The organism is Pseudomonas sp. FW305-3-2-15-E-TSA4, from assembly GCF_058787295.1.
Genome location: NZ_JBYSZP010000010.1, coordinates 238,849 through 263,993, shown reverse-complemented (window position 1 = coordinate 263,993; position 25,145 = coordinate 238,849). Strand labels below are relative to the sequence as shown.

The window sequence follows — 25,145 nt, the reverse complement described above, 5'->3', positions numbered from 1 at the left end:
GCAATCTGAATGCTCGAAAGAGACCAGATTGCGGTGTGTGAAGACGCAATGAACCGAAAGTTCGCGATGCTCACAAACACCTGTATCACATACCCGATTTGCTGAAGCGAGGCCAACCGGTCACGAGTCAGTACCCGAATTTCTTGACGACCATAGAGCGTTGGAACCACCTGATCCCATCCCGAACTCAGAAGTGAAACGATGCATCGCCGATGGTAGTGTGGGGTTTCCCCATGTGAGAGTAGGTCATCGTCAAGATTAAATTCCGAAACCCCAATTGCGAAAGCAGTTGGGGTTTTGTTTTGCCCGCAGGAAAGTGCTTCTCTCGCCAGAGTCAGACGGCACGAGAGTTCCAACCGTCGCCGGGACTGCCATTGGGGAAAATCCTTCTGAAGTGACCACTCGGTTTTTGGTATGGTGCAGCTCGTTTTTTAACGGACTGATGTCATGCCCACGGATCGGCACTCAATTTATGTCAAAGAGTTGCTGTAGAAATGCCTGAACCCATCCCGATCAAGGATCACGAAAAAGAGACGCGTCTGGTCAACAAGCGGTTGATCGCCTGCGCTCTGTTCGTCTTTGCCATCAGTTGCGCTCTGGTGGTACGCCTGTACATCCTGCAAGTGGTTGAATACGACTACCACTCGACCATCTCTGAAAACAACCGCGTGCACGTCTTGCCGATTCCGCCGACAAGAGGCCTGATCTACGATCGCAATGGTGTGCTGCTCGCTGATAACCGTCCCAGTTACAACCTGATCATTACCCGCGAACGCGCCACTGATGTTAATCAGGAGCTGGATGAGGTAATCAATCTGCTACATTTACCCGCCGAAGATCGTACGATTTTCGATAAGGCCCTGAAGCAGTCCCGTCACCCATTCACCCCGGTGACACTGTTCTACGAGCTGACGGAGGAACAAATCGCCGTGTTGGCGGTTAACGAGTTCCGTCTGCCGGGCCTTGATGTCGAGCCGCAGTTCGTTCGGCATTACCCGTTGGGGGCGCACTTCGCGCATTCGATCGGCTACGTTGGCCGGATCAACGAAAAAGAATCCAAGACCCTCGATTCGGTTGAATATCGTGGCACACAATCCATCGGTAAAACCGGCATTGAACGCTTCTACGAAGCGCAGCTGCACGGCCACGTCGGTTATGAAGAGGTAGAAACCAACGCCCAAGGCCGCGTGCTGCGAGTGCTCAAGCACACCGATCCAGTGCCTGGCAAAAACATTGTTCTGAGTCTCGATGTCAAACTGCAGGAGGCTGCCGAAGCCGCGCTGGGCGACCGTCGTGGCTCGGTGGTGGCTCTCGACCCGTCCACCGGTGAAGTGCTGGCCATGGTCAGCAATCCGAGTTTCGACCCGAACCTGTTCGTCACTGGCATCAGCTCCAAGGAATACTCGGCGCTACGCGATTCCATCGACCGCCCGCTGTTCAACCGTGTGTTGCGCGGCCTCTATGCGCCGGGCTCGACCATCAAGCCGGAAGTGGCAATCGCCGGCCTCGATGCCGGTGTCGTGACGCCGCAGACCCGGGTCTTTGACCCAGGCTACTACCAACTCCCGGATTTCGATCACAAGTACCGCAACTGGAACCACAGTGGCGATGGCTGGGTGGACATGGACGCGGCAATCATGCGCTCCAACGACACCTACTTCTACGACCTGGCACACAAGCTCGGCATCGATCGCCTGCACGACTACATGGCGATGTTCGGCCTTGGCGAAAAGGTCTCGCTGGACATGTTCGAAGAGTCGCCCGGTTTGATGCCGTCTCAGGCCTGGAAGCGTGCCACGCGCCGTCAGGCCTGGTTCCCGGGGGAAACGGTGATCCTCGGGATTGGGCAGGGTTACATGCAGGTCACGCCGCTACAACTGGCTCAGGCCACCGCACTGATTGCCAACAAGGGCGTATGGAATCGTCCGCACCTGGCGAAAACGGTCGATGGCGTGGCACCGGTCGACGAGCATCCGATGCCGAATATCCTGCTGAAAAACCCGCGTGACTGGGATCAGGTCAACCACGGCATGCAGATGGTGATGCACGATGCCCGGGGTATCGCGCGCGCCGCAGCGGCAGGAGCGCAGTATCGCATTGCCGGTAAGAGTGGTACCGCGCAAGTGGTAGCGATCAAGCAAGGCGAGCGCTACAACCGGGAGAAAACTCTTGAGCGCCATCGCGACAACGCCTTGTTTGTTGGTTTCGCTCCGGCAGAGCACCCGAAGATCGCCATCTCGGTGATGATCGAAAACGGTGAGGCCGGTGGTCGAGTGGCCGGCCCTGTGGTGCGACAGATCATGGACGCCTGGTTACTGGACCAGGACGGCCACCTCAAGCCGCAATACGCGGCGCCGGCCAAGCCGCCGGGTGATCCCCACGTCTAACCCGAGTCAGCTTCACAGCACCGCCTCACGCCGGCTGAGCTGTGAAGCTCTCACGTTTGGGCAACTGACTACTTGCAGCTGTAACCCTTGGGCATCGTGACGCTGTAGTTGCGTTGCATGCGATCCTGGAAGTTCAAATTCTGCAGGCCTTGCTCGACCAGAAACGCTTCGACCTTGGCGGCCTGACAGTCCTCGTTATAAGACGACGCCCGCAGCAGATACACCGTGCGCTTACTCGCCTCATCCCGGGCGGTGACAGTGAAGGTACTGAGGGTGGTGTAGCCGATACGCTCTGACGTTCCCACCGGGCCATAGGTCGTATTGGGCTTACTGGTACAGGTCAGTCGGTCATCTTTCTTCTTGGCGTTCTTGCACACGGTCGTAGTGCTGGTTGGAACTTGCCCATAGTCGGTGGCGGTATAGCGATAAGACACTTGCCGGCTGCCGATATCGAGAGTGACGGTCATTTTGATCGGCGCGTGATTCCTGGGCAGGCTGGCGTCGGTATAAACCTCCTGAAAGCCTCTGTCTTTCAGTGCGTTGACCATGTCGCGAAGATAGTAGCGGGCATTCAGTGCGTTCTCATCGGCGCCGTTGGCCGAGGTCACCAGCACGGTTACCTTTCGATCGAACGGATAGTCCGGATCAGGTATTGCGTTGAGTGCTACGTCTATTTGCGTGGCGCAGCCGCCAAGCAACGCGGTCAGCATTAATAGGACGCAGAACAAATAACGGGACATGACAAAGACGCCTTGCAACTAAGGATTGAATAAAAGTTAAACGGATGAGGGGGCGATAAATAAACCGCCGCCAGCGGGCTAGTCTTTCTGGTATTCCAGCAGATCGCCCGGCTGGCAATCGAGCGCAGCGCAGAGCTTGTCCAGAGTTGCCATCTTCACGCCTTTGACTTTGCCGTTTTTGAGCAATGACAGATTCGCCTCGGTGATCCCGAGCAGGGCGGCTAACTCTTTTGAACGAATTTTTTGCGTGGCCATGACTACGTCAAGGCGGACAATAATGGTCATTATATTGTTCTATATGTATTGGCTTTGCTCATCGCTGAGTACTTTTGCGTCACGCATGATAATTGAAAAAATACAGAGTAATACGCCTTTGATTATTTCGTAGGCAGAAGCGGAAGACATGCCGATCGAGAACTGGAAAATCCGATCCCCCGGCGGCAGATCTATCGACAACGCCAGACCTTGCAAGGTCTCTATTAGCGGGTAGGTTGCCGGAGAAACGATGCAGAGCACGCCTACTCGCCAGAGAACCCTGATGTTGCGGTCGGTCCAGGTTTCGCCGCGCGACAAGCGCAAAAAGAACAAACCGGTCAGCCATAACGCGTAAGCCGACAGGACCACGGGCAGGAAATCCAGAAAGACGATCAGCGCCGTGACCGTTGATGACAGCCAGGTGTCGGGATCAAGCAGTGCGCCTTCGACAAACGGGTCAAGCAATTGCGGCGAGCCCTCAGCAAAGGCATAGAGCAGGCCCGCCAGCATTTCATCCTTTTTGAAGAACCAGATCGTTGCGTTGCCGCCGACCTCCGTTACCCCCAGAACCCAGACGAGAATTGCTGCCAGCAGCCCGATCCAATGCATGCGCTGCAGCGCCAATCCGTTGATGTGAGTACTCATGAAAATTCCTGGTTGCTACAATTTGGTAGCGAATTCTCGATGATAAATTATCTAATTACAATAATTAATTTATGATTTTGATGCTTGAGCATCCTCTTCTAATCCGGCGCCGCATGGTCGCTCGCATGGTGCGGGGAGTCGGTAGGCTGGCCAGCGCGCGACAGGTGTTTCAAGTGTGGGATCAACAAACCTGTTGGCAAAACTGAAACCCCTGCAACATCAGGCCCCCGGCACCGGGCAACTCATGTCACCTTCCTGACACTTCAAATACTGCTTCAGCGCCTCGACCCGCACCTTGGTCACTTCGGTCAGGCAATTGCTGTAAATCAATGGATAAACACTCCCGCCGTCCACACCGGACGCGGAAAACTTGCATTCGGCATCACGAAAGCCGATCCACGCCCGCTGCGCGCTCACCAGCAGCTTTTTGGCGTCGGCGTTGTCCTTCAAACGACCGGTGATCTGCTGATACACCGCGTTCAGCTGCTTGTCCGCTGCCTTGAATTCCTGCCCGGCGCACTGGTTCATGGTGGCCTGATCGCTGGCGTTGGCGCAGTCGACGGCGGCGTGGGCGAGAGGCGTGAACAGGACGGGTGTCAGGGCCAGGAGCAGGCGTGGGAGCATGGTTAATCTCACTGTGTCGGATGAAAGTGCAGAGCAGTTTAGCGGCTGTGGTGCTTCTATTCAGGAACGCGCAGTCGGGAGGCTTCGAGCAGGCGATCCGCTGTGGCTGCAATCTCCTCGCCGTCATGAAGTATTTCCAGCCAGTGAGCAGGAATCGCCCGAACGCCATAATAGGCCCCGGCCAATTGACCGACGATCGCGGCAGTGGTGTCAGCATCATCGCCGAGGTTGGCGGCTTGCAGAATCGCCGCTGTAAAACTGTCGGTGTGATGAAAACACCACAGCGCGGCTTCCAACGACTCAACGCTGTAGCCGCTGCCACGGATATCATTGACTGATTTGGCCAGATAATCTCCCCGAGCAATTGCGGCAACTTTAGGCTCAGTGAAAGCTGAGCGCGGCAGCCTGCACAGTTCGTTTTTGCAGGTACCGAACAGCGCGTTGGCGATCAGTTCGGCAAACAATTGACAGCATTCGATGGCTTCAGGGGCCGCGTGGGTTGTCCGCGAACTGTCGCTGGCGAAGTTGCGGATCTGCTGGACGTCAGGGAAGAAAAACAGCACCACCGGCGCCAAACGCATGAGCGAGCCGTTGCCGGCGGTAAACGGGTCGGTTGACCCGGCAAAGGGCTGACCGGTTTGCTGATACTGCGACAGTGCCTGACTGACGGTCATTCCAATATCGAAACAATCCCCCGTCGAGCTGAGATATCCCCACCGCCACCAGTTCAGATAGCGTCCCATCTGGTCCGCCGCATCGAATGTGTTTTTGCTCAGAAGACTCTCCGCCAGGCACAGCGCCATCGAGGTGTCATCCGTCCATTGTCCGGGCTTCAAGTGAAAGGGGCCACCGCCGACCATGTCCGTCAGCGGCTGGAATGAGCCTCGTGGCTTGAACTCCACCGTGGTGCCGACGGCGTCGCCGCAAGCGAGACCGAGCAGAGCGCCGCGATAACGTTCGGATAGAGATGGCTGCATGCTTCGTCCTTGTTTGTATCCATTTCGCTGGAAAAGGTAACAGGTTCAGCGGGAGGGTTGCGTCAGTCATTCACTTATTCAACGATCGGAAATGCCGCCGAATGTTTCCTTTGGACTGAACAGGTGCAGCTCTTTGATACAACTTCAGGTTGGACATGTGGTCATACAAGCCTACTGTTCAAAACAGGAGGTGACTTATGAAACCGGTACCCAATAGTTTCGAACGCAAAATCATGCTCAAGGCATCGCGTTCTTATGTCTGGCGCGCATTGGTTGATGCCGAGGCGTTTGGCCAGTGGTTTGGTGTAGCGCTGGAGGGCAGGCGGTTCATTGCCGGGGAATGGACGCAAGGGCAGGTCACCTATCCAGGTTATGAGCATGTGTTGTGGAACGTGCTCGTCGAGCGGGTCGAGCCACAGCAGTTGTTTTCGTTTCGCTGGCACCCCTACGCAGTCAATCCAAAGATCGACTATTCACAGGAGCCGACGACGCTGGTCAAGTTCGAGCTGCAGGATTACGAGGGCGGCACTTTGCTCAAAGTGTCCGAGTCCGGCTTCGCGCACATTCCCGATGTACGACAGAAGGAGGCGTATTACATGGACAGCCGTGGCTGGGAGGAACAGCTGAGTCGACTTGAACAGTTTCTCGCCGAAAGCGCGAAGGCGCGCGAGCGTGACGGTGACTGACTGCGCAATCTTCGAACCCTGGTTGCAACGCTGGGCGCTGGTGCCGGACGGTGAGCCGGTCATCACCCCCGGCAGCCGTCTGTTGCCGGTGCGTTTTGGCGACACGCCGGCCATGCTCAAGGTTGCGCTGGATACCGACGAGCAATTCGGCAATCGACTGATGACTTGGTGGGACGGTGAGGGCGCAGCGCGGGTGCTGGCCCATCACGAGGAAGGTTTGTTACTGGAAAGGGCTATGGGCCGGCGTTCGTTGATGCACATGGCGCTCAATGGTGAAGACGACGAAGCCACGCAGATCATGTGCACGACACTATCGCGCTTGCATGCGCCGCGCCCGACGCCGCCACCGCCGCTGGTGGAGCTGGCACCGTGGTTCGCCTCGCTGCGCGTGGCCGCGGCCGAACATGGCGGGACCTATGCCCTGAGCCTGCAAGCGGCTGAAGCTTTGCTCGCAGATCCGCAGGACGTGGTGGTGCTGCACGGTGACATGCACCACGACAATGTTCTCGATTTCGCTGCACACGGCTGGCTCGCTATTGATCCCAAACGAGTACGCGGCGAGCGCGGTTATGACTACGCCAACCTGATCTGCAACCCGGACTTGCCGACGGCTGGCGATTCACAGCGATTGCGCCGGCAGGTCGAGGTGATCGTCGAGGCGTCCGGGCTTGATCGCCGACGCTTGCTGCAATGGGTGCTGGCGTTTGCCGGATTGTCGGCCGCCTGGTTCCTGGAGGACGATGTGCAGCAACAGGCTGCCCAACAGCTGCAGATCGCGCAAATCGCCGCTTGCCTGCTGGATGACTGAGAGGGCTAAGGGTTTTCGGAAGGGCTGGTATAGCGAATGTCTTACACGCGGTGGTAGCTTTTGCGACTATTGCCGATTGGATCCACCGCGTAATCTACACCCATCAACTGAGACACAGGGAGTGTTTCAGGATCACGGATGATCGACCATAGCAAGGATCGCTGCCGACAGGGAGTCGATAATGGTCTTGGGAAAAACCCGCTTCGGCGGGTTTTTTTTCGCCTGCAGAAAAGTGCTTGTGTCGAGCATCTGTAGCGAGGGGATTTATCCCCGATGGGTAGCGAAGCGACCCAAAAAAGGGCCCGCTGCGCAGTCCATCGGGGAAAAATCCCCTCACCACAGGAATCAAGCAATCAAGAGGCGATCAGCTGCCGCAACACGTAGTGCAGAATCCCGCCCGACTTGAAGTACTCCACCTCATTCAATGTATCAATGCGGCACAGCACCTCGATTTTCTCCTGGCGCCCGTCTTCACGGGTGATCACCAGCGTCAGGTTCATGCGCGGGGTCAGCTCGACACCGGTCAGGCCCTGAATATCCAGGGTTTCCTTGCCGGTGAGGTTCAGGCTCTTGCGGTTCTGATCGAGCTTGAACTGCAGCGGCAACACGCCCATGCCCACCAGGTTGGAACGGTGGATACGCTCGAAGCTTTCAGCGATCACCGCTTTGACGCCCAGCAGGTTGGTGCCTTTGGCCGCCCAGTCACGGCTGGAGCCGGTACCGTATTCCTGACCGGCGATCACCACCAGCGGCGTGCCCGAGGCCTGATACAGCATGGCGGCATCATAAATCGGCATTTTCTCGCCGCTCGGGATGTAGATTGTGTTGCCACCTTCTTCGCCGCCGAGCATCTCGTTACGAATGCGGATGTTGGCGAATGTGCCGCGCATCATCACTTCGTGGTTGCCACGCCGTGAGCCATAGGAGTTGAAGTCCCGCGGCTCCACGCCTTTTTCGCGCAGATAGCGCCCGGCCGGACTGTCAGCTTTGATGTTACCGGCAGGGGAGATGTGGTCAGTGGTTACCGAATCGCCCAACAGCGCCAGAACCCGCGCGCCCTTGACGTCGGTGATCACCGGCAAAGGTCCGGAAATGTCGTCGAAGAACGGTGGATGCTGGATGTAGGTCGAATCGTCCTGCCACACATAGGTGGCGGCCTGCGGCACCTGGATCGCTTGCCATTGCTCGTCGCCGGCAAACACTTCGGCGTATTCCTTGTGGAACATCGCGGTGTTCACCTGATTCACCGCCTCGGCGATTTCCTTGCTGCTCGGCCAGATGTCGCGCAGGTAAACCGGATTGCCTTGCTGGTCGTTACCCAGCGGTTCAGTGCTGATGTCGGTGCGCACGCTGCCGGCCAAGGCGTAGGCGACCACCAGCGGTGGCGAGGCCAGCCAGTTGGTTTTCACCAGCGGATGCACCCGTCCTTCGAAGTTGCGGTTGCCGGAGAGCACCGACGCCACGGTGAGGTCGGCTTTCTGAATGGCTTTTTCGATCGGCTCCGGCAACGGCCCGGAGTTGCCGATACAGGTGGTGCAGCCATAACCGACCAACGAGAACCCGAGTTGATCAAGGTATTGCGTCAGCCCCGCAGCCTTGTAGTAGTCGGTGACCACTTTCGAACCGGGTGCCAGCGAACTCTTGACCCACGGCTTGCGGGTCAGGCCTTTTTCCACGGCTTTTTTCGCCAGCAGACCGGCCGCCATCATCACGCTCGGGTTGGAGGTGTTGGTGCACGAGGTAATCGCTGCGATCACCACCGCACCGTTTTTCAGGCGATAGGTCTGGCCCTCGTATTCGTACTCGGTTTCGCCGACCAGATCGGCGTTGCCCACGGCCACGCCACCGCCACCCTCGCTTTCCAGACGGCCTTCTTCCTTGCTGGTGGGTTTGAATTGCAGGTCCATGAAGTCACTGAAGGCCTGCGCCACGTTCGGCAGCGAAACCCGATCCTGCGGGCGCTTTGGCCCGGCCAGGCTGGCTTCGACGCTGCCCATGTCCAGCGCCAGGCTGTCGGTGAACACCGGTTCCTGACCGGGCAGGCGCCACAGGCCCTGGGCCTTGGTGTAGGCCTCGACCAGTTTCACCACTTCAGCCGGGCGACCGGACAGGCGCAGGTATTCGAGGGTTACGTCATCGACCGGGAAAAAGCCGCAGGTCGCGCCGTATTCCGGGGCCATGTTGGCAATGGTTGCGCGGTCGGCCAGTGGCAGGTCGGCGAGACCGTCACCGTAGAATTCGACGAATTTGCCGACCACACCTTTCTTGCGCAGCATCTGCGTGACGGTCAGCACCAAGTCAGTGGCGGTGATGCCTTCCTTGAGTTTGCCGGTGAGTTTGAAACCGATCACTTCCGGAATCAGCATCGACACCGGTTGGCCGAGCATTGCCGCTTCCGCCTCGATCCCGCCGACGCCCCAGCCGAGTACGCCGAGGCCATTGATCATGGTGGTATGGGAGTCGGTGCCGACCAGGGTGTCGGGGAAGGCGTAGGTGCGGCCGTCCTCATCCTTGGTCCACACCGTGCGCCCGAGGTATTCGAGGTTAACCTGGTGGCAGATCCCGGTGCCCGGCGGCACCACGCTGAAGTTGTCGAAGGCGCTCTGGCCCCAGCGCAGGAACGCGTAGCGCTCGCCGTTGCGCTGCATCTCGATGTCGACGTTCTGTTCGAAGGCGCTCGGGGTGGCGAATTTGTCGACCATCACCGAGTGGTCGATCACCAGATCCACTGGTGACAGCGGGTTGATCCGCTGCGGATCACCGCCGGCCTTGGCCATGGCGGCGCGCATTGCGGCGAGGTCGACCACGGCGGGTACGCCGGTAAAATCTTGCATCAATACCCGGGCGGGGCGGTACTGGATTTCCCGGTCGGAGCGACGCTCCTTGAGCCAGGCAGCGATGGCCTTGAGGTCGGCGCCAGTGACAGTTTTTTCATCTTCCCAGCGCAGCAGGTTTTCCAGCAGGACTTTCAGCGACATCGGTAGCTGGTCGATATTGCCAAGGCTCTTGGCGGCATCGGGCAGGCTGAAATAGTGGTAGGTCTTATCGTCGATTTGTAGAGTTTTAAGGGTCTTCAGACTATCGAGGGACGGCATTACGATCACTCCTTTGAATCCGCACGGCTACGGATTGAGGGGACGGGCAGAGCTATCAACGTAGCCCTGTTTTCAGTAGCTGGCTAATAACTGGACTCTATGGGCAAGTCCAAGGTTCCGACATCGGCTATCATGCGCCGGTTTTCGTGACAGGCTTTGCTTCACCGCAAGGCTTGAGCAGCGTGCAGGGGCCGAATGTCCGCCCTCTGCTCAGGAGTAAGAATGAACACCCTATTCATGCATTGCCGGCCAGGCTTCGAAGGCGAAGTCTGTTCGGAGATTTCCGACCTCGCCGCCAAACTCAACGTAGCCGGCTACGCCAAGGCCAAACCGGCCACCGCGTACGCCGAGTTTGTCTGCACCGAAGCAGACGGTGCCGAGCGCCTGATGCGCGGCCAACGCTTCGCCGAGCTGATTTTCCCGCGGCAATGGGCGCGCGGCGTCTTCATCAATCTGCCGGAAACCGACCGTATCAGCGTGATCCTCGAGCACATGGCGGACTTCCCGGTCTGCGGCAGCCTGTGGCTGGAAGTGGTCGACACCAACGACGGTAAAGAGCTGTCGAACTTCTGCAAGAAATTCGAAGGCCCGCTGCGCAAGGCGCTGACCGGTGCCGGTAAACTGGTGGACGACGCGAACAAACCGCGCCTGCTGCTGACCTTCAAAAGTGGTCGCGAAGTGTTCCTCGGCATGGCGGATGCCGGCAACTCGGCGATGTGGCCGATGGGCATTCCGCGCCTGAAGTTTCCGCGCGAGGCACCCAGCCGTTCGACGTTGAAACTGGAGGAGGCCTGGCACCACTTCATCCCGCGTGATCAGTGGGACGAGCGCCTGCACAGCGACATGACCGGTGTCGACCTCGGCGCCGCACCGGGTGGCTGGACCTGGCAACTGGTCAACCGCGGCATGCTGGTGACTGCCATCGACAACGGCCCGATGGCTGAAAGCCTGATGGACACCGGGCTGGTGCAGCACTTGATGGCCGACGGTTTCACCTTCAAGCCCAAGCAACCGGTGGACTGGATGGTCTGCGACATCGTCGAGAAGCCGGCGCGTAATGCGGCGATGCTTGAAGAGTGGATCGGTGACGGCCACTGCCGCGAAGCAGTGGTCAACCTCAAGCTGCCGATGAAGCAGCGTTATGTCGAAGTGAAGCGCTTGCTCGAACGCATCGCCGATGGCTTCAAGGCGCGCGGGATCAAGGTCGATATTGGTTGCAAGCAGCTGTATCACGACCGCGAGGAAGTGACCTGCCATTTGCGTCGGCATGACATCAAGAAAGCCAAATCCCGCTAAGTCACCACTAAACCCTGTGGAAATGATCTCTGTGGTGAGGGGATAAATCCCCTCGCTACAGATGACTGAGCCCCCGGCAATGCGCGACAATGCCGGCCAGTTTCAGGAGTGAATCATGAGTGAAATGATCGATACCCCGGTAGACGGCACCCTCGACGCCACCGGCCTCAATTGCCCGGAGCCGGTGATGATGCTGCACCAGCACATCCGTGACCTGGTACCTGGCGGCCTGCTCAAGGTGATTGCCACCGATCCCTCGACCCGTCGCGACATTCCCAAGTTCTGCGTGTTTCTCGACCACGAACTGGTGGGCCAGCACGAAGAGGCTGGTACTTATCTGTACTGGATCCGCAAGAAACAAGCCTGACCCTCAGGCAAACGCAAAACCCAATGTGGGAGCGGGCTTGCTCGCGAAAGCGGTGTGTCAGTCACTGTAAATGTCGACTGAAACACCACTTTCGCGAGCAAGCCCGCTCCCACATTTTTTTGTCCTGCGTAAGGGCTTCAGCCGGCGCTGCGACTCATACGGATCCGCTTGCGCGCACTGCGAGTCAGGCGGATCGACAGCATGAACGCAGCACAGCTCAAACCAACGATCAAACCCTGCCACAAGCCGCTCGGGCCACGCGGTTCGCCGAGCCAGTCGGTCAGGCCGAGGGCGTAACCCACCGGCAGGCCGATGCCCCAGTAGGCGAACAGGGTCAGGATCATCGTCACCCGGGTGTCCTGATAACCGCGCAGAGCGCCGGCAGCCGTCACTTGGATCGCATCGGAAAACTGAAACAGCGCCGAGTACACAATCAGCATCGCCGCGATGTGGATCACCGTCGGATCAGCCGTATAGATCGACGCAATCGGCTCGCGCAGCAACAGCATCATGCTCGCCGAAATACAGGCGTAAGCCAACGCAGTCCCCATGCCGACACCGGCAGCAAAGCGTGCTTCACGCGGCTCTTCACGGCCCAGTGCCTGGCCGACGCGTACGGTCACCGCCATGCCCAGCGAATACGGAATCATGAACACCAGCGAGCTGACGTTCAGCGCGATCTGGTGCCCGGCCACCACGGTGGCGCCAAGGCTGCCGATCAGCAGGGCGATCACCGCAAAGATGCTCGACTCGGCAAACACCGCGATGCCAATCGGCAGACCGATCGCCAGCAGACGCTTGATCACCGCCCATTGTGGCCAGTCGAAGCGGCTGAAGATCTCGCTCGAACGATAGGCCGGCGCCCAGCGCTCGTAACCGGCCAGCCCCAGCGCCATGACCCACATCACGATGGCCGTGGCCCAGCCGCAACCCACGCCGCCCATGGCCGGCACGCCGAAGTGGCCATAGATGAAGATGTAGTTCAGCGGAATGTTCAGCGCCAGACCGCACAGCCCCAGCACCATCGCCGGGCGAGTGCGGCCGATGCCGTCACTGGTGCAGCGCAACACGTGATAGAACGCCACCGCTGGCAGGCCACTGGCAATGCCGTGCAGGTATTGCATGCACGGGCCGATCAGCTCGGGATCGACCTTCATCAGGTGCAGCACCGGTTCGGCGGCGACCAGCATCGCTGTCGCGATCAGGCCCACCACCAGCGCCAGCCACAGCGCCTGACGCACGATCGGGCCGATTTCACTGTGGGTGCCAGCGCCAAAACGCTGGGCGACTTTCGGCGTGGTGGCCAGCAGGGTGCCGGTCATCAGCAGAAACACCGGGACCCAGATCGAGTTGCCCAGCGCTACCGCCGCCAGATCTTTCGGCCCGACGCGGCCGGCCATCACCGCATCGACGAAGCCCATCGCGGTAGTCGCCAGTTGCGCGATGATGATCGGCAAGGCCAGGGCGAGCAGGTTCCTGAACTCCAGGCGAATTCGCGCGGGGCGGGTGAGTGAGGCAGCGAGAGGTTGATCAGTAACAGAATTCACAGGCAAAGCGTCCACAGGTGTTGATGCTCAAGGCGCCGCATTCTACGCCGCTGACGTGACAGTCAGGAAAAATCCTCTGTTGCGGATTTGTAATCATCGATGCCATCCACTGTGGCGCTGGCCCAACGGTGGATCTGCACCTAAACTGCCGATCCCCTCAAGGAGCCCGCCATGCTGATTGTTGCCGACGAAAATATTCCGCTGCTCGATGCCTTTTTTGCCGGTTTCGGCGAGATCCGCCGGGTGCCGGGCCGTTCCATCGATCGTGCAACGGTCGAGCAGGCCGATGTGTTGCTGGTGCGCTCGGTGACCAACGTCAACCGCGCGTTGCTCGAAGGCAGCAAAGTGTGTTTCGTCGGCACCTGCACCATTGGTACCGATCACCTCGATCTCGATTATTTCAACGAGGCCGGCATCAGCTGGTCCAGCGCGCCTGGTTGCAATGCGCGGGGCGTGGTCGATTACGTGCTGGGCAGCCTGATGACTTTGGCGGAAATTGAAGGCGTAGATCTGCCACAACGTACTTACGGCGTCATCGGTGCCGGTGAAGTCGGCGGCCGGTTGATCAAGGTCCTCAAGGGCCTGGGCTGGAATGTCAAAGTTTGCGATCCGCCGCGTCAGGCAGCCGAGGGCGGCGATTACGTCAGCCTCGAGCAGATCATCGAGCAGTGCGACGTGATCAGCCTGCACACGCCGCTGACGCGCACCGGCGAGGGCGCGACCTGGCATCTGTTTGACGAGCAGCGTTTGCAACAGCTCCAACCCGGCACCTGGCTGATCAATGCCGCGCGTGGCCCGGTGGTGGATAACGCTGCGTTGCGCAAAGTGCTGCTTGCGCGTGAAGACCTGCAAGCGGTGCTCGACGTCTGGGAAGCCGAGCCTGAAGTCGATGTCGCCCTCGCCGAACTCTGCGTGCTCGCCACGCCGCACATTGCCGGTTACAGCCTCGATGGCAAACAGCGCGGGACGGCGCAGATTTATCAGGCCTATTGCGCATTTATCGGTCAACTGCCGAGCATCCAGCTCAGTGACCTGTTGCCGGCACCGTGGCTGTCAGAAGTGACCCTGCACGCCGACAGCGATCCGGCCTGGGCGCTGGCGATGTTGTGCCGCGGGGTGTACGACCCGCGCCGCGATGATGCGGATTTTCGCCGCAGTCTTGTAGGCAATGTCGGCGAGCAGCGTGCGGCGTTCGATGTGTTGCGCAAGCAATATCCGGTACGACGCGAGATCGAGGGGCTGAAGGTGCGGATCGACGGTGATTCGCCGCAGTTGCAACAGATTGTGGCGGCGCTGGGGGCGGTGGCGGTCTAGAAATAAAATTGGCTTTATCGCTGGCAAGCCAGCTCCCACAGGTTCCCCGTTTTATGCAAGATCTGAACTGACCACTGGACCTGTGAGAGCGGGCTTGCCCGCGATGGTTGCACCACAATCGTCAATTTGTGGGCAGAAAAAACCCGGCCAAACAGGGGCCGGGTCAGGAAGACGGTGGCTATATCACTTTTGTTCGGCAGGCTTGACCAATCGCTTCTCCAGTTCGCGGCACGCGTCCTGGATCATGTCTTCAGTGATCGGTACTTCACGCCCATCCTTGTCGATAATCGAGCAACCCAGAGGTTGGCCGGGCTTGGTGCGGATCACTTGAATCTTGTCATCGCTGCTGTGTTGCAAGGACATGGCCTGTCTCCTCATCAGGTTGTGCACGTAGATTAAAACCGCCACGTGACCAGGCTGTGACAACACCCTTGGGTCTGTCAAAAGCGGCACCTCCAGTCCAACAGAAATGACCGCTCGTCTCAACCGGGACATTAGACCAATAGCAACTATGGCCTAGTCTTTGGGGGCATATTTAACCTGACTCATTGTGATTTACAGAGTTCCGCCCCATAGAAGGTTTAGGCTAGCCCTTTCACCAACACGGATGTGTACCTGAATGATCTCGAAGCTTTCTTCCCGGCACCGTCGAGCGCTGAGCCTGACCAGCCGGTTTCTGGCGCCTTATCGTTGGCAAGTCGGCGCTGCGCTGCTGGCGTTGATCGTCACCGCGGCCGTCACTTTGTCGATGGGGCAGGGGATCAAATTGCTGGTCGATCGGGGCTTCATGACGCAGTCGCCGCACCAACTGAACCAGAGCATCGGTATCTTCATGCTGATGGTGCTGGGCCTGGCAGTCGGCACGTTCGCGCGTTTTTACTGGGTGTCGTGGATCGGTGAGCGCTGTGTGGCGGATATCCGGCGCGAGGTGTTCAACCATCTGGTCTATCTGCACCCTGGATTTTACGAAAACAACCGCAGTTCGGAGATTCAGTCCCGGCTGACTGCCGACACCACGTTGCTGCAATCGGTGATCGGCTCGTCACTGTCGATGTTTTTGCGCAACCTGTTGATGGTGATCGGCGGGGTGGTCCTGCTGTTTATCACCAACGCGAAACTCACCAGCATCGTGGTGATTGCCTTGCCGTTCGTTGTCGCGCCGATTCTGATTTTCGGTCGGCGCGTGCGTAATCTGTCGCGGCTGAGTCAGGATCGGGTGGCCGACATTGGCAGCTATGTCTCCGAAACCCTGGGCCAGATCAAGACCGTGCAAGCCTACAACCATCAGGTGCAGGACGAGCGGCGTTTTGCCACGACTGTCGAGGACGCGTTCGATACCGCGCGCAAGCGCATCTTTCAGCGCTCGTGGATGATCACCGTGGTGATCGTGCTGGTGCTCGGCGCGGTAGCGGTGATGTTGTGGGTCGGCGGCATGGACGTGATTGCCGGGCGCATTACCGGTGGTGAGCTGGCAGCGTTCGTTTTCTACAGCCTGATCGTCGGCAGTGCGATCGGCACGTTGAGTGAAGTCATCGGCGAGTTGCAGCGTGCGGCGGGTGCCGCTGAGCGCATTGCGGAACTGCTCAGTTCGCAGAACATCATCCAGCCACCGAGCATCGGACTGGTGACATTGCCAGAACGGATCAAGGGCGAGCTGCAATTGCAGAATGTGCGTTTCTCCTACCCGTCACGTCCGGACAGCTACGCCGTCAACGGCTTGAGCCTGACCATCAGGGCCGGCGAGACCCTGGCCCTTGTCGGGCCATCCGGTGCCGGCAAGTCCACGGTGTATGACTTGCTGTTGCGCTTCTACGACCCGCTTGAAGGCCGGATCCTGATAGATGGTGTGCCGCTGACCAGCCTCGACCCGCTGGATCTGCGGCGCAATTTCGCCCTGGTCTCGCAATCGCCTGCGCTGTTTTTCGGCAGCGTCGAAGAGAATATTCGTTACGGCAATGCAGATGCGACGCTGGAACAGGTCAAGGAAGCGGCAAGAATTGCCCACGCCCATGACTTCATCGAGAAGATGCCCAATGGCTATCAGACCCACTTGGGGGACGCCGGCCTCGGACTTTCCGGCGGCCAGCGTCAACGCCTGGCGATTGCCCGCGCGTTGCTGGTGGATGCGCCGATTCTGCTGCTGGACGAAGCCACCAGCGCCCTCGATGCGCAGAGCGAGCACTTGATTCAGGAAGCGTTGCCAAGCCTGATGCAAAATCGCACCACATTGGTAATCGCGCATCGCCTGGCCACAGTGAAAAACGCCGACCGGATCGCGGTGATGGATCAGGGCCAGTTGGTAGCGATCGGTACCCATCAGGAGCTGATCGTGAGCAATCCGTTGTATGCGCGGCTGGCGTCGCTGCAGTTCAATGATGGGCATGCGGTGGCGGTGTAGTACTGCCCCAGGCGTTTGCTGAAGACAAAAAAATGCCCGCATCGATTGATGCGGGCATTTTTCATTTCAGGTATTCAGCACCTGTCATTGATCGTCGAAATACCGTTCATGCCAATCCACCAGCGGTTGCGGCGAATTGAGCTTCTGCCCGTAGATCACCGAGTACGACAGCACGTTCTGCACGTACTGGCGGGTTTCGTCGAACGGGATGCTTTCCACCCACACATCGAAGCTCAGGTGATCGGCCCCGCGCAGCCACTGGCGCACACGGCCGGGGCCGGCGTTGTAGGCGGCGGAGGCGAGCACGCGGTTGCCGTTGAACTGGCTGTGCACCTGGCTCAGGTAAGCGGCGCCGAGCTGGATGTTCTTGTCCGGATCGAGCACTTGCTGCGGCGAGGCCAGCGGGATGCTGAACTTGCGCGCGGTTTCCTTGGCAGTGCCGGGCATCAACTGCATCAGACCGCTGGCACCGACGCCGGAGCGGGCGTCGTCCATGAAAGCACTTTCCTGACGGGTGATGGCAAACACCCAGCTCGAATGCAGGCCTCGCGTCTTGGCTTCACGCACGAGGGTGTCGCGGTGGGCCATCGGGAAGCGGATATCCAGGTCGTCCCAGTATTGCGCCTGACTGATGGTGCGGATGGCCGGGAAGTACCATTTCAGGTCGTAGGCCAGTTTGGCCTGAGCGACCATTTCGTCACGATTGAAATGGCGACTGACGTGATACCACTCGCGGCGCCCGTCAACGATCTGCCCACGCGCATGGAATTCCAGCGCGCGCCGCACGCCGGGAGTGTTGCGCACCTTGTTGATGGTGGCCTGACTGAGTACCAGCGGCTTGTTGTTCAGCGAGTACGGCGATTGCGAGCGGTCGGCAGCGAGGAAACCGTAGAAGTCGCGTTCCTTCGCCAGATTCTTGTACAGGGTCTGCGCTTCCGGGTTCTGCGGTTGCGCCAGTTCCAGGCTGCGGGCCTGCCAGTAACGCCAGCGGTTGGTGGTCGCCAGATCCTGTGGCAGACGACGAGTCAACTGATACGCATCGTCCCAGCGTGCCAGTCGCAGCAGCAAACGCAGGCGCCATTCGGACACGGTGTTGTCACGCAGTTCCGGATCGTATTTGGTCATCACGTCCAGCGCACGACTGTCGAAACGCCGGGCCAGGGTCAGGCCGATTTCCCGGGCAATCGCGACTTTCTCGTCACGGGAGAAATGCATGCTGCTGGCGTATCCGTCGAGCAGAGCCATGGCCTTGTCCGGATCCTGACGGGCGAGGCGGCGCAGGCCGAGGCTGACCACGTCGGACATCGGCTCGTCGGCCGGGGTGAAGCGCGACGGCTGATTGAGCAGCTCGGGTTTCTGCGCCACATCTACCAGCAGCCGACCGCGCGGGGCGAGGGTGGTCAGGCCGTTGACCAGACTGTTGGCCAATGGATAGTTGCGCGCCTGGGCGGCGAGTTTGGTGCGTTCCCAGCGTTTCTGTTCGGTCAACTGGCCGTCGGCGGCCCAGATGCCGAACAGCCCGTCACAGGCAGCCGGTTGCGATTTACCGGTCAGCCACAGTTTGTCGGCGTTGGCATAGCCCTCGGCCTTGTGGCCGCTGCTGATCTGGAACTGCGCATTGAGGCAGTCCAGTTCGGTGAAGTTGAGTTTCGGATCGTAATACTTGGTGAAAGTGGCCCAATCGCCACGGTCGGCGAGCCAGCGCAACCAGCGCAGCTTCATCCAGTTGGCCTGGGGCAGGTCGCCGTGCTCGGCGAGGAACTTCTCGATTTCGGCGTTGCTCGCGGTTTTCAGGCGCGCGGTCAGTTCGTCGTAGGCCAGATACGGTTCCAGCGGGTAATCGGCGAGGGCCTGGCTGTAACGGAAGTACGGGCCGGTATCGCCCTTGGCCAGGGCGCGTTTGGCTTCATCGTAATACTGGCGTTGGGTGGACAGGTCCACCGCCTGGGCGGATTGAGCGGCAGCGGCGGTAAGTAGCAAACAGGACAAGACACTGAAAAGGCGACTGCGCATGAGACATCCGGGCAGAGAAATCATGACAAGCACCGGCCGCGGCCAGTACTGAATTGTCTGTAGCTTAGCCTTTTGCCAGCAACGGGCGAAAGCTTTGCCGGTCCCGCAGCACAAGTTCGCAACAAATGTTGTGCAGAGTGCTTCGGCAGACAAATTGCCGGCCTGCTGAGAGCCTGAATCAGGTAGAATGCGCGCCCGGTTTTTGGAGAAGCTCATGACCCTGCTCAAATTCAGCGATGTGTCCCTTGCATTCGGCGCGATGCCGTTGTTGGACAAGGTGTCCTGGCAGATCGCCCGTGGTGAGCGGGTGTGCATCATCGGCCGCAACGGCACTGGCAAATCCAGCATGATGAAACTGGTCAAGGGCGACCAGAAGCCCGATGACGGCTCGGTGTGGCGTGCCCCCGGTCTGAAAATCGGCGAATTGCCGCAAGAGTTGCCAGTGGCCGACGGGCGGACCGTATTCGACGTGGTTGCCGAAGGCCTCGACGGCGTTGGCGCCTTGCTCGCCGAATACCATCACCTGAGCCAGAACATCGTCACCGACGCCGATCTGGACAAGCTGATGCACGTCCAGCACGACCTCGAAGCCCGTGACGGCTGGCGCTTGCAGACCCTGGTCGACAGCACTCTGAGCCGCCTGCAACTGCCGGCCGACAAAACCCTCGCCGAGTTGTCCGGCGGCTGGCGTCGTCGCGTGCTGCTGGCGCAGGCATTGGTGTCCGAACCGGATCTGTTGCTGCTCGACGAGCCGACCAACCACCTGGACATCGGTGCGATTGCCTGGCTCGAAGAAGCCCTGAAGGATTTCCAGGGCGCCGTGCTGTTCATCACGCACGACCGTTCCTTCCTGCAGAACCTCGCCACGCGCATCCTCGAACTGGATCGCGGTGGCCTGATCGACTGGAACGGCGATTACGCCAGCTTCCTCGTGCACAAAGAAGCCGCACTGGCCGCTGAAGAAACCGCCAACGCGCTGTTCGACAAGCGTCTGGCTCAGGAAGAAGTGTGGATCCGTCAGGGCATCAAAGCTCGTCGGACCCGTAACGAAGGTCGCGTTCGCGCCCTGAAAGCCCTGCGTGTCGAGCGCAGCGAGCGTCGCGAGCGTACCGGCAAGGCGAACATCCAGCTGGAAACCGCCGACAAGTCCGGCAAGCAAGTGATGGTGTTGGAGAATGTCAGCTTCCATCACCCGGATGGCCCGTACCTGATCAAGGACTTCTCGATGGTCCTGCAGCGCGGCGACCGTATCGGCCTGCTCGGTGCCAACGGTACCGGCAAGACCACCCTGCTGAAGCTGATGCTCAATGGTCTGCAACCGACCAGCGGCAAAGTGGAAGAGGGCACGCGCATCGATGTGGCCTACTTCGACCAGTTGCGCCATCAGCTGGATCTGGAAAAGACCGTGATCGACAACGTCGCCGAAGGTCGCGATTTCATCGATATCGACGGCCAGAGCCGCCACGTCCTCAGCTACCTCGGTGACTTCCTGTTCAGCCCGCAGCGTGCGCGCACGCCGGTCAAGGCGCTGTCCGGTGGCGAGCGTGCGCGTTTGCTGCTGGCCAAGCTGTTCAGCAAACCGGCGAACCTGCTTGTTCTCGACGAACCGACCAACGACCTCGACGTGGAAACCCTCGAGCTGCTCGAAGAAGTGCTGCTGACCTTTAACGGCACTGTGCTGATGGTCAGTCACGACCGGGCGTTCCTCGACAACGTGGTCACCAGCACCCTGGTCTTCGAAGGTGAAGGCAAGGTGCGGGAATACGTCGGTGGCTATCAGGACTGGATTCGTCAGGGCGGCTCGCCACGCCTGCTGGGCGTGACCGAGAGCAAGTCGGGCAAGGCTGACCTGAATTCGGCGGTGGTCACCGCTGAGCCAGCCGTGGTTGCCGCACCTGCCGCTGCCGCACCGGCAGCCAAGAAGAAGCTGAGCTACAAGCTGCAGCGTGAGCTGGAAGCGTTGCCGGGTGATATCGATGCCAAGGAGCAGCAGATCGCGGCCGTCGAGGCTGAGATGGCCGAGGCCGGTTTCTATCAGCGTCCGCCGGCAGAAACGGCCAAGGTGATTGCTTCGCTGGAGCAGTTGCAGGCTGAGCTGGATGCACTGGTGGAGCGTTGGGCCGAGCTGGATGCCTGATTGATCCGGCCATGAAAAAGCCCGGCGTTCAGTGATGAGCGCCGGGCTTTTCATATACGGATATAGGTGAAGATTCCAATGTGGGAGCGAGCTTGCTCGCGAAAGCGGTATGTCAGGTAGCATCAATGTTGAATGTGCCGACGCCTTCGCGAGCAAGCCCGCTCCCACAGGTTTTTGTGTTTCAGCGTTTGATCAGGTGCACCGCCAGCACATCGCAAGGTGCGCCGTGCAGCACGTCGTTGGCTGTGGAGCCCAGCAATAGCGCCAGACCATGACGACCATGGCTGCCGACCACGATCAGGTCGCAATGGTTTTCCTTGGCGAAATGATGGATTTCCTGGCGTGGCTGGCCATAGGTCAGGTGGCAATTAGCGCCCTCAAGTTCGGCGTATTTGGCTTTCAGGCGTTCAAGTCGCTCCTTGGCCTGATCGAACTGCTGCTGTTGCAGTTGTGACAGATCCATCGGCACGTCGCCGCCAAACGCCATCGCCATCGGTTCGACGATATGCACCAGCGACAGCTTGGCGCCATTGCTCGCCGACAGCTCTCGGGCGCGGTGAATCACAGGGTCGCACTCTTCGGTCAGGTCTACGGCGACCAGGATATGGTTGTAGGGCATGAGGTGCTCCTCGTGACGGTTCAATATTGTTAAGTATGGCTGGTTTCAAGCGCATTGGTTCCAAAGTGACACAATGCGCTCACCTTAAGTCGGGAGTAGAGATATGACGGTCTGGTTGGTGGTGTCAATCCTGCTGGTGGTTTTGAGTCCACTGGCGTGGTTGCGCCCGTCGCGCGTGCAGAGCGGCCGGATGGCCCTGCGCATGGAGGCGCGACGCATCGGGCTGGCCATGCAGCTGGCGCCTCAGGAGTGGCCGCACTGGCTGTCTCAGGAGCCGCCCAGCCCGTGCGCGCAATATCATCGGCCACGGCGTGGCACCCGGCCGGCGTGCTGGACCTACTGGCAGAAATCGCCGGGGGTATGGGTCAATCAGTGGCAGGAAGTCTGCGAGGACCGCTTGCTGCTCGATCATTTTGAAAAGTTGCCGGGCAACGTGTTCAAGGTCGAGGCCGACAAGCAGATGATCGCGCTGTACTGGGGCGAGAAGGGCGAAGCCACGGTTTTGCAGGATATCGACGCGACTCTGAAAGCGCTGGCCTGACTCGCGGACTTTTCCCACTGCAAGGGTGGGGAGCGTCCGGCAGACGAGCAATAAAAAGCCCGACATGATTCATCGGGCGGTGTGGCCAGGCAGGCCGGTAACTGTTTTTATCGCTGATTTGGCTTTTCGCGGTCAGCGATTCTCCCTGTAGTCCAGCCAGCGTAGCCTGTTAAACAAGGCTCGCAGGGAATTAGGGCGACTTTTCTAACTATTGATTCTATGAATGGCTTTGTATGCAGCTGCGTGTTGCGGATCTGTGTGCAACGGAAATGACCACAAAGTCGCATTTCAACCCGTATTTTGGGCGATTGACAATTGTTGGAAATTCCGTGAAGGTGACGTACCCAAATCAAACGGGCGTATGAATTGAGCGTTTGTCTTACAGACTGCTCCTACAGAATCCCGACTATCGCGTTGGCGGGTGTGCCGGGTGGATTGGCGTCAGCATCGACGAAAAAGCGTCCTGCCGAGCCATTTACCTGCGTCCGACGTGTACTGTTCAGCTTCCATATCGTGGAGATCAGTTGATGATTTACGAAGGTAAAGCCATCACGGTTAAAGCTCTTGAAAGTGGCATCGTCGAATTGAAATTCGACCTCAAGGGTGAGTCCGTCAACAAGTTCAACCGTCTTACCCTGAACGAACTGCGTCAGGCCGTGGACACCATCAAGGCAGATGCTTCGATCAAGGGCGTGATCGTCAGCAGTGGCAAGGACGTGTTCATCGTCGGCGCCGACATCACCGAATTTGTCGACAACTTCAAGCTGCCGGATGCCGAGCTGGTTGCTGGCAATCTCGAAGCCAACAAGATCTTCAGCGATTTCGAAGACCTCAACGTTCCGACCGTGGCCGCGATCAACGGCATCGCCCTGGGTGGCGGTCTGGAAATGTGCCTGGCAGCGGATTACCGCGTCATGTCGACCAAAGCTAAGATCGGTCTGCCGGAAGTCAAACTGGGCATCTACCCAGGCTTCGGCGGCACCGTGCGTCTGCCACGTCTGATCGGCGTCGATAACGCCATCGAGTGGATTGCCGCTGGTAAGGAAAACCGTCCTGAAGACGCGCTGAAAGTCAGCGCCGTCGACGCCGTGGTTGCGCCGGAGAAGCTGCAGGAAGCTGCCCTTGAACTGATCAAGCGCGCCATCTCCGGCGAGTTTGATTACAAGGCCAAGCGTCAGCCAAAACTTGAAAAACTCAAGTTGAACGCCATTGAGCAGATGATGGCTTTCGAAACCGCCAAAGGTTTTGTGGCAGGGCAGGCTGGCCCGAATTACCCGGCGCCGGTCGAAGCGATCAAGACCATCCAGAAAGCCGCGAACTTCGGTCGTGACAAGGCGCTGGAAGTCGAAGCCACCGGTTTCGTCAAACTGGCCAAGACCTCTGCCGCGCAGAGCTTGATCGGTCTGTTCCTGAACGATCAGGAACTGAAGAAAAAGGCCAAGGCCTACGACGAAATCGCCAAGGACGTGAAGCAGGCTGCCGTACTCGGCGCCGGCATCATGGGTGGCGGTATCGCCTATCAGTCGGCCTCCAAAGGCACGCCGATCCTGATGAAGGACATCAACGAACACGGTATCGAGCAGGGTCTGGCCGAAGCCGCCAAACTGCTGGTTGGCCGCGTTGACAAAGGTCGCATGACCGCCGCGAAAATGGCTGAAGTGCTCAACGGCATTCGTCCGACCCTGTCCTACGGCGACTTCGGTCACGTCGATCTGGTTGTTGAAGCCGTGGTGGAGAACCCGAAGGTCAAGCAAGCGGTGCTGGCTGAAGTCGAAGACAAGGTCAAAGAGGACACCATCCTCGCGTCCAACACCTCGACGATTTCCATCAGCCTGCTGGCCAAGGCCCTCAAGCGTCCGGAAAACTTCGTCGGCATGCACTTCTTCAACCCGGTGCACATGATGCCGCTGGTGGAAGTGATCCGTGGCGAGAAGTCCAGCGAGCTGGCGATTGCCACAACCGTTGCCTACGCCAAGAAAATGGGCAAGAACCCGATCGTCGTCAACGACTGCCCGGGCTTCCTGGTCAACCGCGTTCTGTTCCCGTATTTCGGCGGTTTCGCCAAGCTGGTGTGCGCTGGTGTGGACTTCGTCCGCATCGACAAGGTCATGGAAAAATTCGGCTGGCCGATGGGCCCGGCGTACCTGATGGACGTGGTCGGCATCGACACCGGTCACCACGGTCGTGACGTGATGGCTGAAGGTTTCCCGGATCGCATGAAGGATGACCGTCGTTCGGCCATCGACGTGCTTTACGAAGCCAAGCGTCTGGGCCAGAAGAACGGCAAGGGCTTCTACGCCTACGAAGCCGACAAGAAAGGCAAGCAGAAGAAGGTTGCCGATCCGTCGGTGCTGGAAGTGCTCAAGCCGATCGTTTACGAGCAGCGCGAAGTCACTGACGAAGACATCATCAACTGGATGATGATCCCGCTGTGCCTGGAAACCGTGCGCTGCCTGGAAGACGGCATCGTTGAAACCGCCGCCGAAGCCGACATGGGTCTGGTCTACGGTATCGGTTTCCCTCCATTCCGTGGCGGTGCGCTGCGCTACATCGATTCGATCGGTGTGGCCGAGTTCGTTGCCCTGGCTGACCAGTACGCTGATTTGGGCGCGCTGTACCACCCGACCGCGAAGCTGCGCGAAATGGCCAAAAACGGCCAGAGCTTCTTCGGTTAAGCGCCCCCAACTAGAGTGAGA

20 protein-coding genes and 1 rRNA gene are annotated in these 25,145 nt (G+C 59.2%); 11 read left to right on the top strand and 10 right to left on the bottom strand.

What is annotated here, in order from left to right; all coding sequences use genetic code 11:
• The first annotated feature begins 142 nt into the window (after window positions 1–142).
• Window positions 143–258 (top strand): 5S ribosomal RNA (gene rrf, locus AC3WMV_RS16200).
• A gap of 236 nt (window positions 259–494) precedes the next feature.
• Entirely contained in the window at window positions 495–2,387 is a 1,893-nt protein-coding gene (gene mrdA / locus AC3WMV_RS16195; RefSeq protein WP_103369105.1) for a penicillin-binding protein 2, read from the top strand.
• A 68-nt stretch (window positions 2,388–2,455) separates the two neighbouring features.
• Here the strand turns inward: mrdA and AC3WMV_RS16190 are convergent, their stop codons facing one another.
• From AC3WMV_RS16190 to AC3WMV_RS16170, 5 genes are all read right to left on the bottom strand, one after another.
• Window positions 2,456–3,127: a hypothetical protein gene (locus AC3WMV_RS16190; protein WP_103369106.1), complete on the bottom strand. Its 672-nt coding sequence runs from the start codon at window positions 3,125–3,127 to the stop codon at window positions 2,456–2,458.
• 78 nt (window positions 3,128–3,205) lie between these two features.
• On the bottom strand, window positions 3,206–3,412 hold the full coding sequence (locus tag AC3WMV_RS16185; RefSeq protein ID WP_003226632.1) for a helix-turn-helix domain-containing protein: 207 nt from the start codon (window positions 3,410–3,412) through the stop codon (window positions 3,206–3,208).
• 9 nt (window positions 3,413–3,421) lie between these two features.
• The gene (locus AC3WMV_RS16180) at window positions 3,422–4,027 is read right to left on the bottom strand and encodes a DUF2975 domain-containing protein (RefSeq protein WP_095140016.1); all 606 of its coding nucleotides are present in this window, start codon (window positions 4,025–4,027) and stop codon (window positions 3,422–3,424) included.
• A 219-nt stretch (window positions 4,028–4,246) separates the two neighbouring features.
• Window positions 4,247–4,651 (bottom strand): lysozyme inhibitor LprI family protein, encoded by a 405-nt coding sequence (locus tag AC3WMV_RS16175; RefSeq protein WP_096797188.1) that lies wholly within the window; start codon window positions 4,649–4,651, stop codon window positions 4,247–4,249.
• A gap of 56 nt (window positions 4,652–4,707) precedes the next feature.
• Window positions 4,708–5,628, bottom strand: a complete 921-nt coding sequence (locus AC3WMV_RS16170; protein ID WP_103369107.1) for an ADP-ribosylglycohydrolase family protein — start codon at window positions 5,626–5,628, stop codon at window positions 4,708–4,710.
• Between the two features lie 197 nt (window positions 5,629–5,825).
• Here AC3WMV_RS16170 and AC3WMV_RS16165 point away from each other — a divergent pair, with 197 nt between their 5' ends.
• Both AC3WMV_RS16165 and AC3WMV_RS16160 read left to right on the top strand, forming a co-directional pair.
• Window positions 5,826–6,314, top strand: a complete 489-nt coding sequence (locus tag AC3WMV_RS16165; protein ID WP_095140019.1) for an SRPBCC family protein — start codon at window positions 5,826–5,828, stop codon at window positions 6,312–6,314.
• Window positions 6,301–7,122 (top strand): aminoglycoside phosphotransferase family protein, encoded by an 822-nt coding sequence (locus tag AC3WMV_RS16160; RefSeq protein WP_103369108.1) that lies wholly within the window; start codon window positions 6,301–6,303, stop codon window positions 7,120–7,122. Before AC3WMV_RS16165 ends, AC3WMV_RS16160 begins: the two co-directional genes overlap by 14 nt.
• Before the next feature lie 353 nt (window positions 7,123–7,475).
• Here the strand turns inward: AC3WMV_RS16160 and acnA are convergent, their stop codons facing one another.
• A complete protein-coding gene (gene acnA / locus AC3WMV_RS16155; RefSeq protein ID WP_097088535.1) occupies window positions 7,476–10,217 on the bottom strand; it encodes an aconitate hydratase AcnA in 2,742 nt (913 codons plus the stop codon).
• A gap of 222 nt (window positions 10,218–10,439) precedes the next feature.
• On the opposite strand from acnA, the gene rlmM reads away from it, so the two are divergent.
• Window positions 10,440–11,513, top strand: a complete 1,074-nt coding sequence (gene rlmM / locus AC3WMV_RS16150; protein ID WP_103369109.1) for a 23S rRNA (cytidine(2498)-2'-O)-methyltransferase RlmM — start codon at window positions 10,440–10,442, stop codon at window positions 11,511–11,513.
• A gap of 115 nt (window positions 11,514–11,628) precedes the next feature.
• Window positions 11,629–11,880, top strand: coding sequence for a sulfurtransferase TusA (gene tusA / locus AC3WMV_RS16145; RefSeq protein ID WP_003226616.1), 252 nt, complete (start codon window positions 11,629–11,631; stop codon window positions 11,878–11,880).
• A 137-nt stretch (window positions 11,881–12,017) separates the two neighbouring features.
• Here tusA and AC3WMV_RS16140 read toward each other — a convergent pair whose 3' ends face one another.
• Window positions 12,018–13,427, bottom strand: a complete 1,410-nt coding sequence (locus AC3WMV_RS16140; protein ID WP_103369120.1) for an MATE family efflux transporter — start codon at window positions 13,425–13,427, stop codon at window positions 12,018–12,020.
• Window positions 13,428–13,598: 171 nt separating this feature from the next.
• Between AC3WMV_RS16140 and pdxB the strand changes: the two genes are divergently transcribed.
• Window positions 13,599–14,741, top strand: coding sequence for a 4-phosphoerythronate dehydrogenase PdxB (gene pdxB / locus AC3WMV_RS16135; protein ID WP_103369110.1), 1,143 nt, complete (start codon window positions 13,599–13,601; stop codon window positions 14,739–14,741).
• A 183-nt stretch (window positions 14,742–14,924) separates the two neighbouring features.
• On the opposite strand, the gene AC3WMV_RS16130 is transcribed toward pdxB, so the two are convergent.
• On the bottom strand, window positions 14,925–15,104 hold the full coding sequence (locus tag AC3WMV_RS16130; RefSeq protein WP_027611439.1) for a PA1571 family protein: 180 nt from the start codon (window positions 15,102–15,104) through the stop codon (window positions 14,925–14,927).
• A 256-nt stretch (window positions 15,105–15,360) separates the two neighbouring features.
• Here AC3WMV_RS16130 and AC3WMV_RS16125 point away from each other — a divergent pair, with 256 nt between their 5' ends.
• Complete coding sequence (locus AC3WMV_RS16125; protein ID WP_103369111.1) at window positions 15,361–17,139, top strand: ABC transporter transmembrane domain-containing protein; 1,779 nt, start codon at window positions 15,361–15,363, stop codon at window positions 17,137–17,139.
• An 84-nt stretch (window positions 17,140–17,223) separates the two neighbouring features.
• Here the strand turns inward: AC3WMV_RS16125 and AC3WMV_RS16120 are convergent, their stop codons facing one another.
• Entirely contained in the window at window positions 17,224–19,152 is a 1,929-nt protein-coding gene (locus tag AC3WMV_RS16120) for a transglycosylase SLT domain-containing protein (RefSeq protein WP_103369112.1), read from the bottom strand.
• Between the two features lie 214 nt (window positions 19,153–19,366).
• Between AC3WMV_RS16120 and AC3WMV_RS16115 the strand changes: the two genes are divergently transcribed.
• The gene (locus AC3WMV_RS16115) at window positions 19,367–21,289 is read left to right on the top strand and encodes an ATP-binding cassette domain-containing protein (RefSeq protein WP_027611442.1); all 1,923 of its coding nucleotides are present in this window, start codon (window positions 19,367–19,369) and stop codon (window positions 21,287–21,289) included.
• Window positions 21,290–21,470: 181 nt separating this feature from the next.
• Here the strand turns inward: AC3WMV_RS16115 and AC3WMV_RS16110 are convergent, their stop codons facing one another.
• A complete protein-coding gene (locus AC3WMV_RS16110) occupies window positions 21,471–21,908 on the bottom strand; it encodes a universal stress protein (RefSeq protein WP_098964814.1) in 438 nt (145 codons plus the stop codon).
• A gap of 103 nt (window positions 21,909–22,011) precedes the next feature.
• Between AC3WMV_RS16110 and AC3WMV_RS16105 the strand changes: the two genes are divergently transcribed.
• On the top strand, window positions 22,012–22,449 hold the full coding sequence (locus AC3WMV_RS16105; RefSeq protein WP_103369113.1) for a hypothetical protein: 438 nt from the start codon (window positions 22,012–22,014) through the stop codon (window positions 22,447–22,449).
• Window positions 22,450–22,976: 527 nt separating this feature from the next.
• Complete coding sequence (gene fadB / locus AC3WMV_RS16100) at window positions 22,977–25,124, top strand: fatty acid oxidation complex subunit alpha FadB (RefSeq protein WP_103369114.1); 2,148 nt, start codon at window positions 22,977–22,979, stop codon at window positions 25,122–25,124.
• Window positions 25,125–25,145 lie beyond the last annotated feature (21 nt).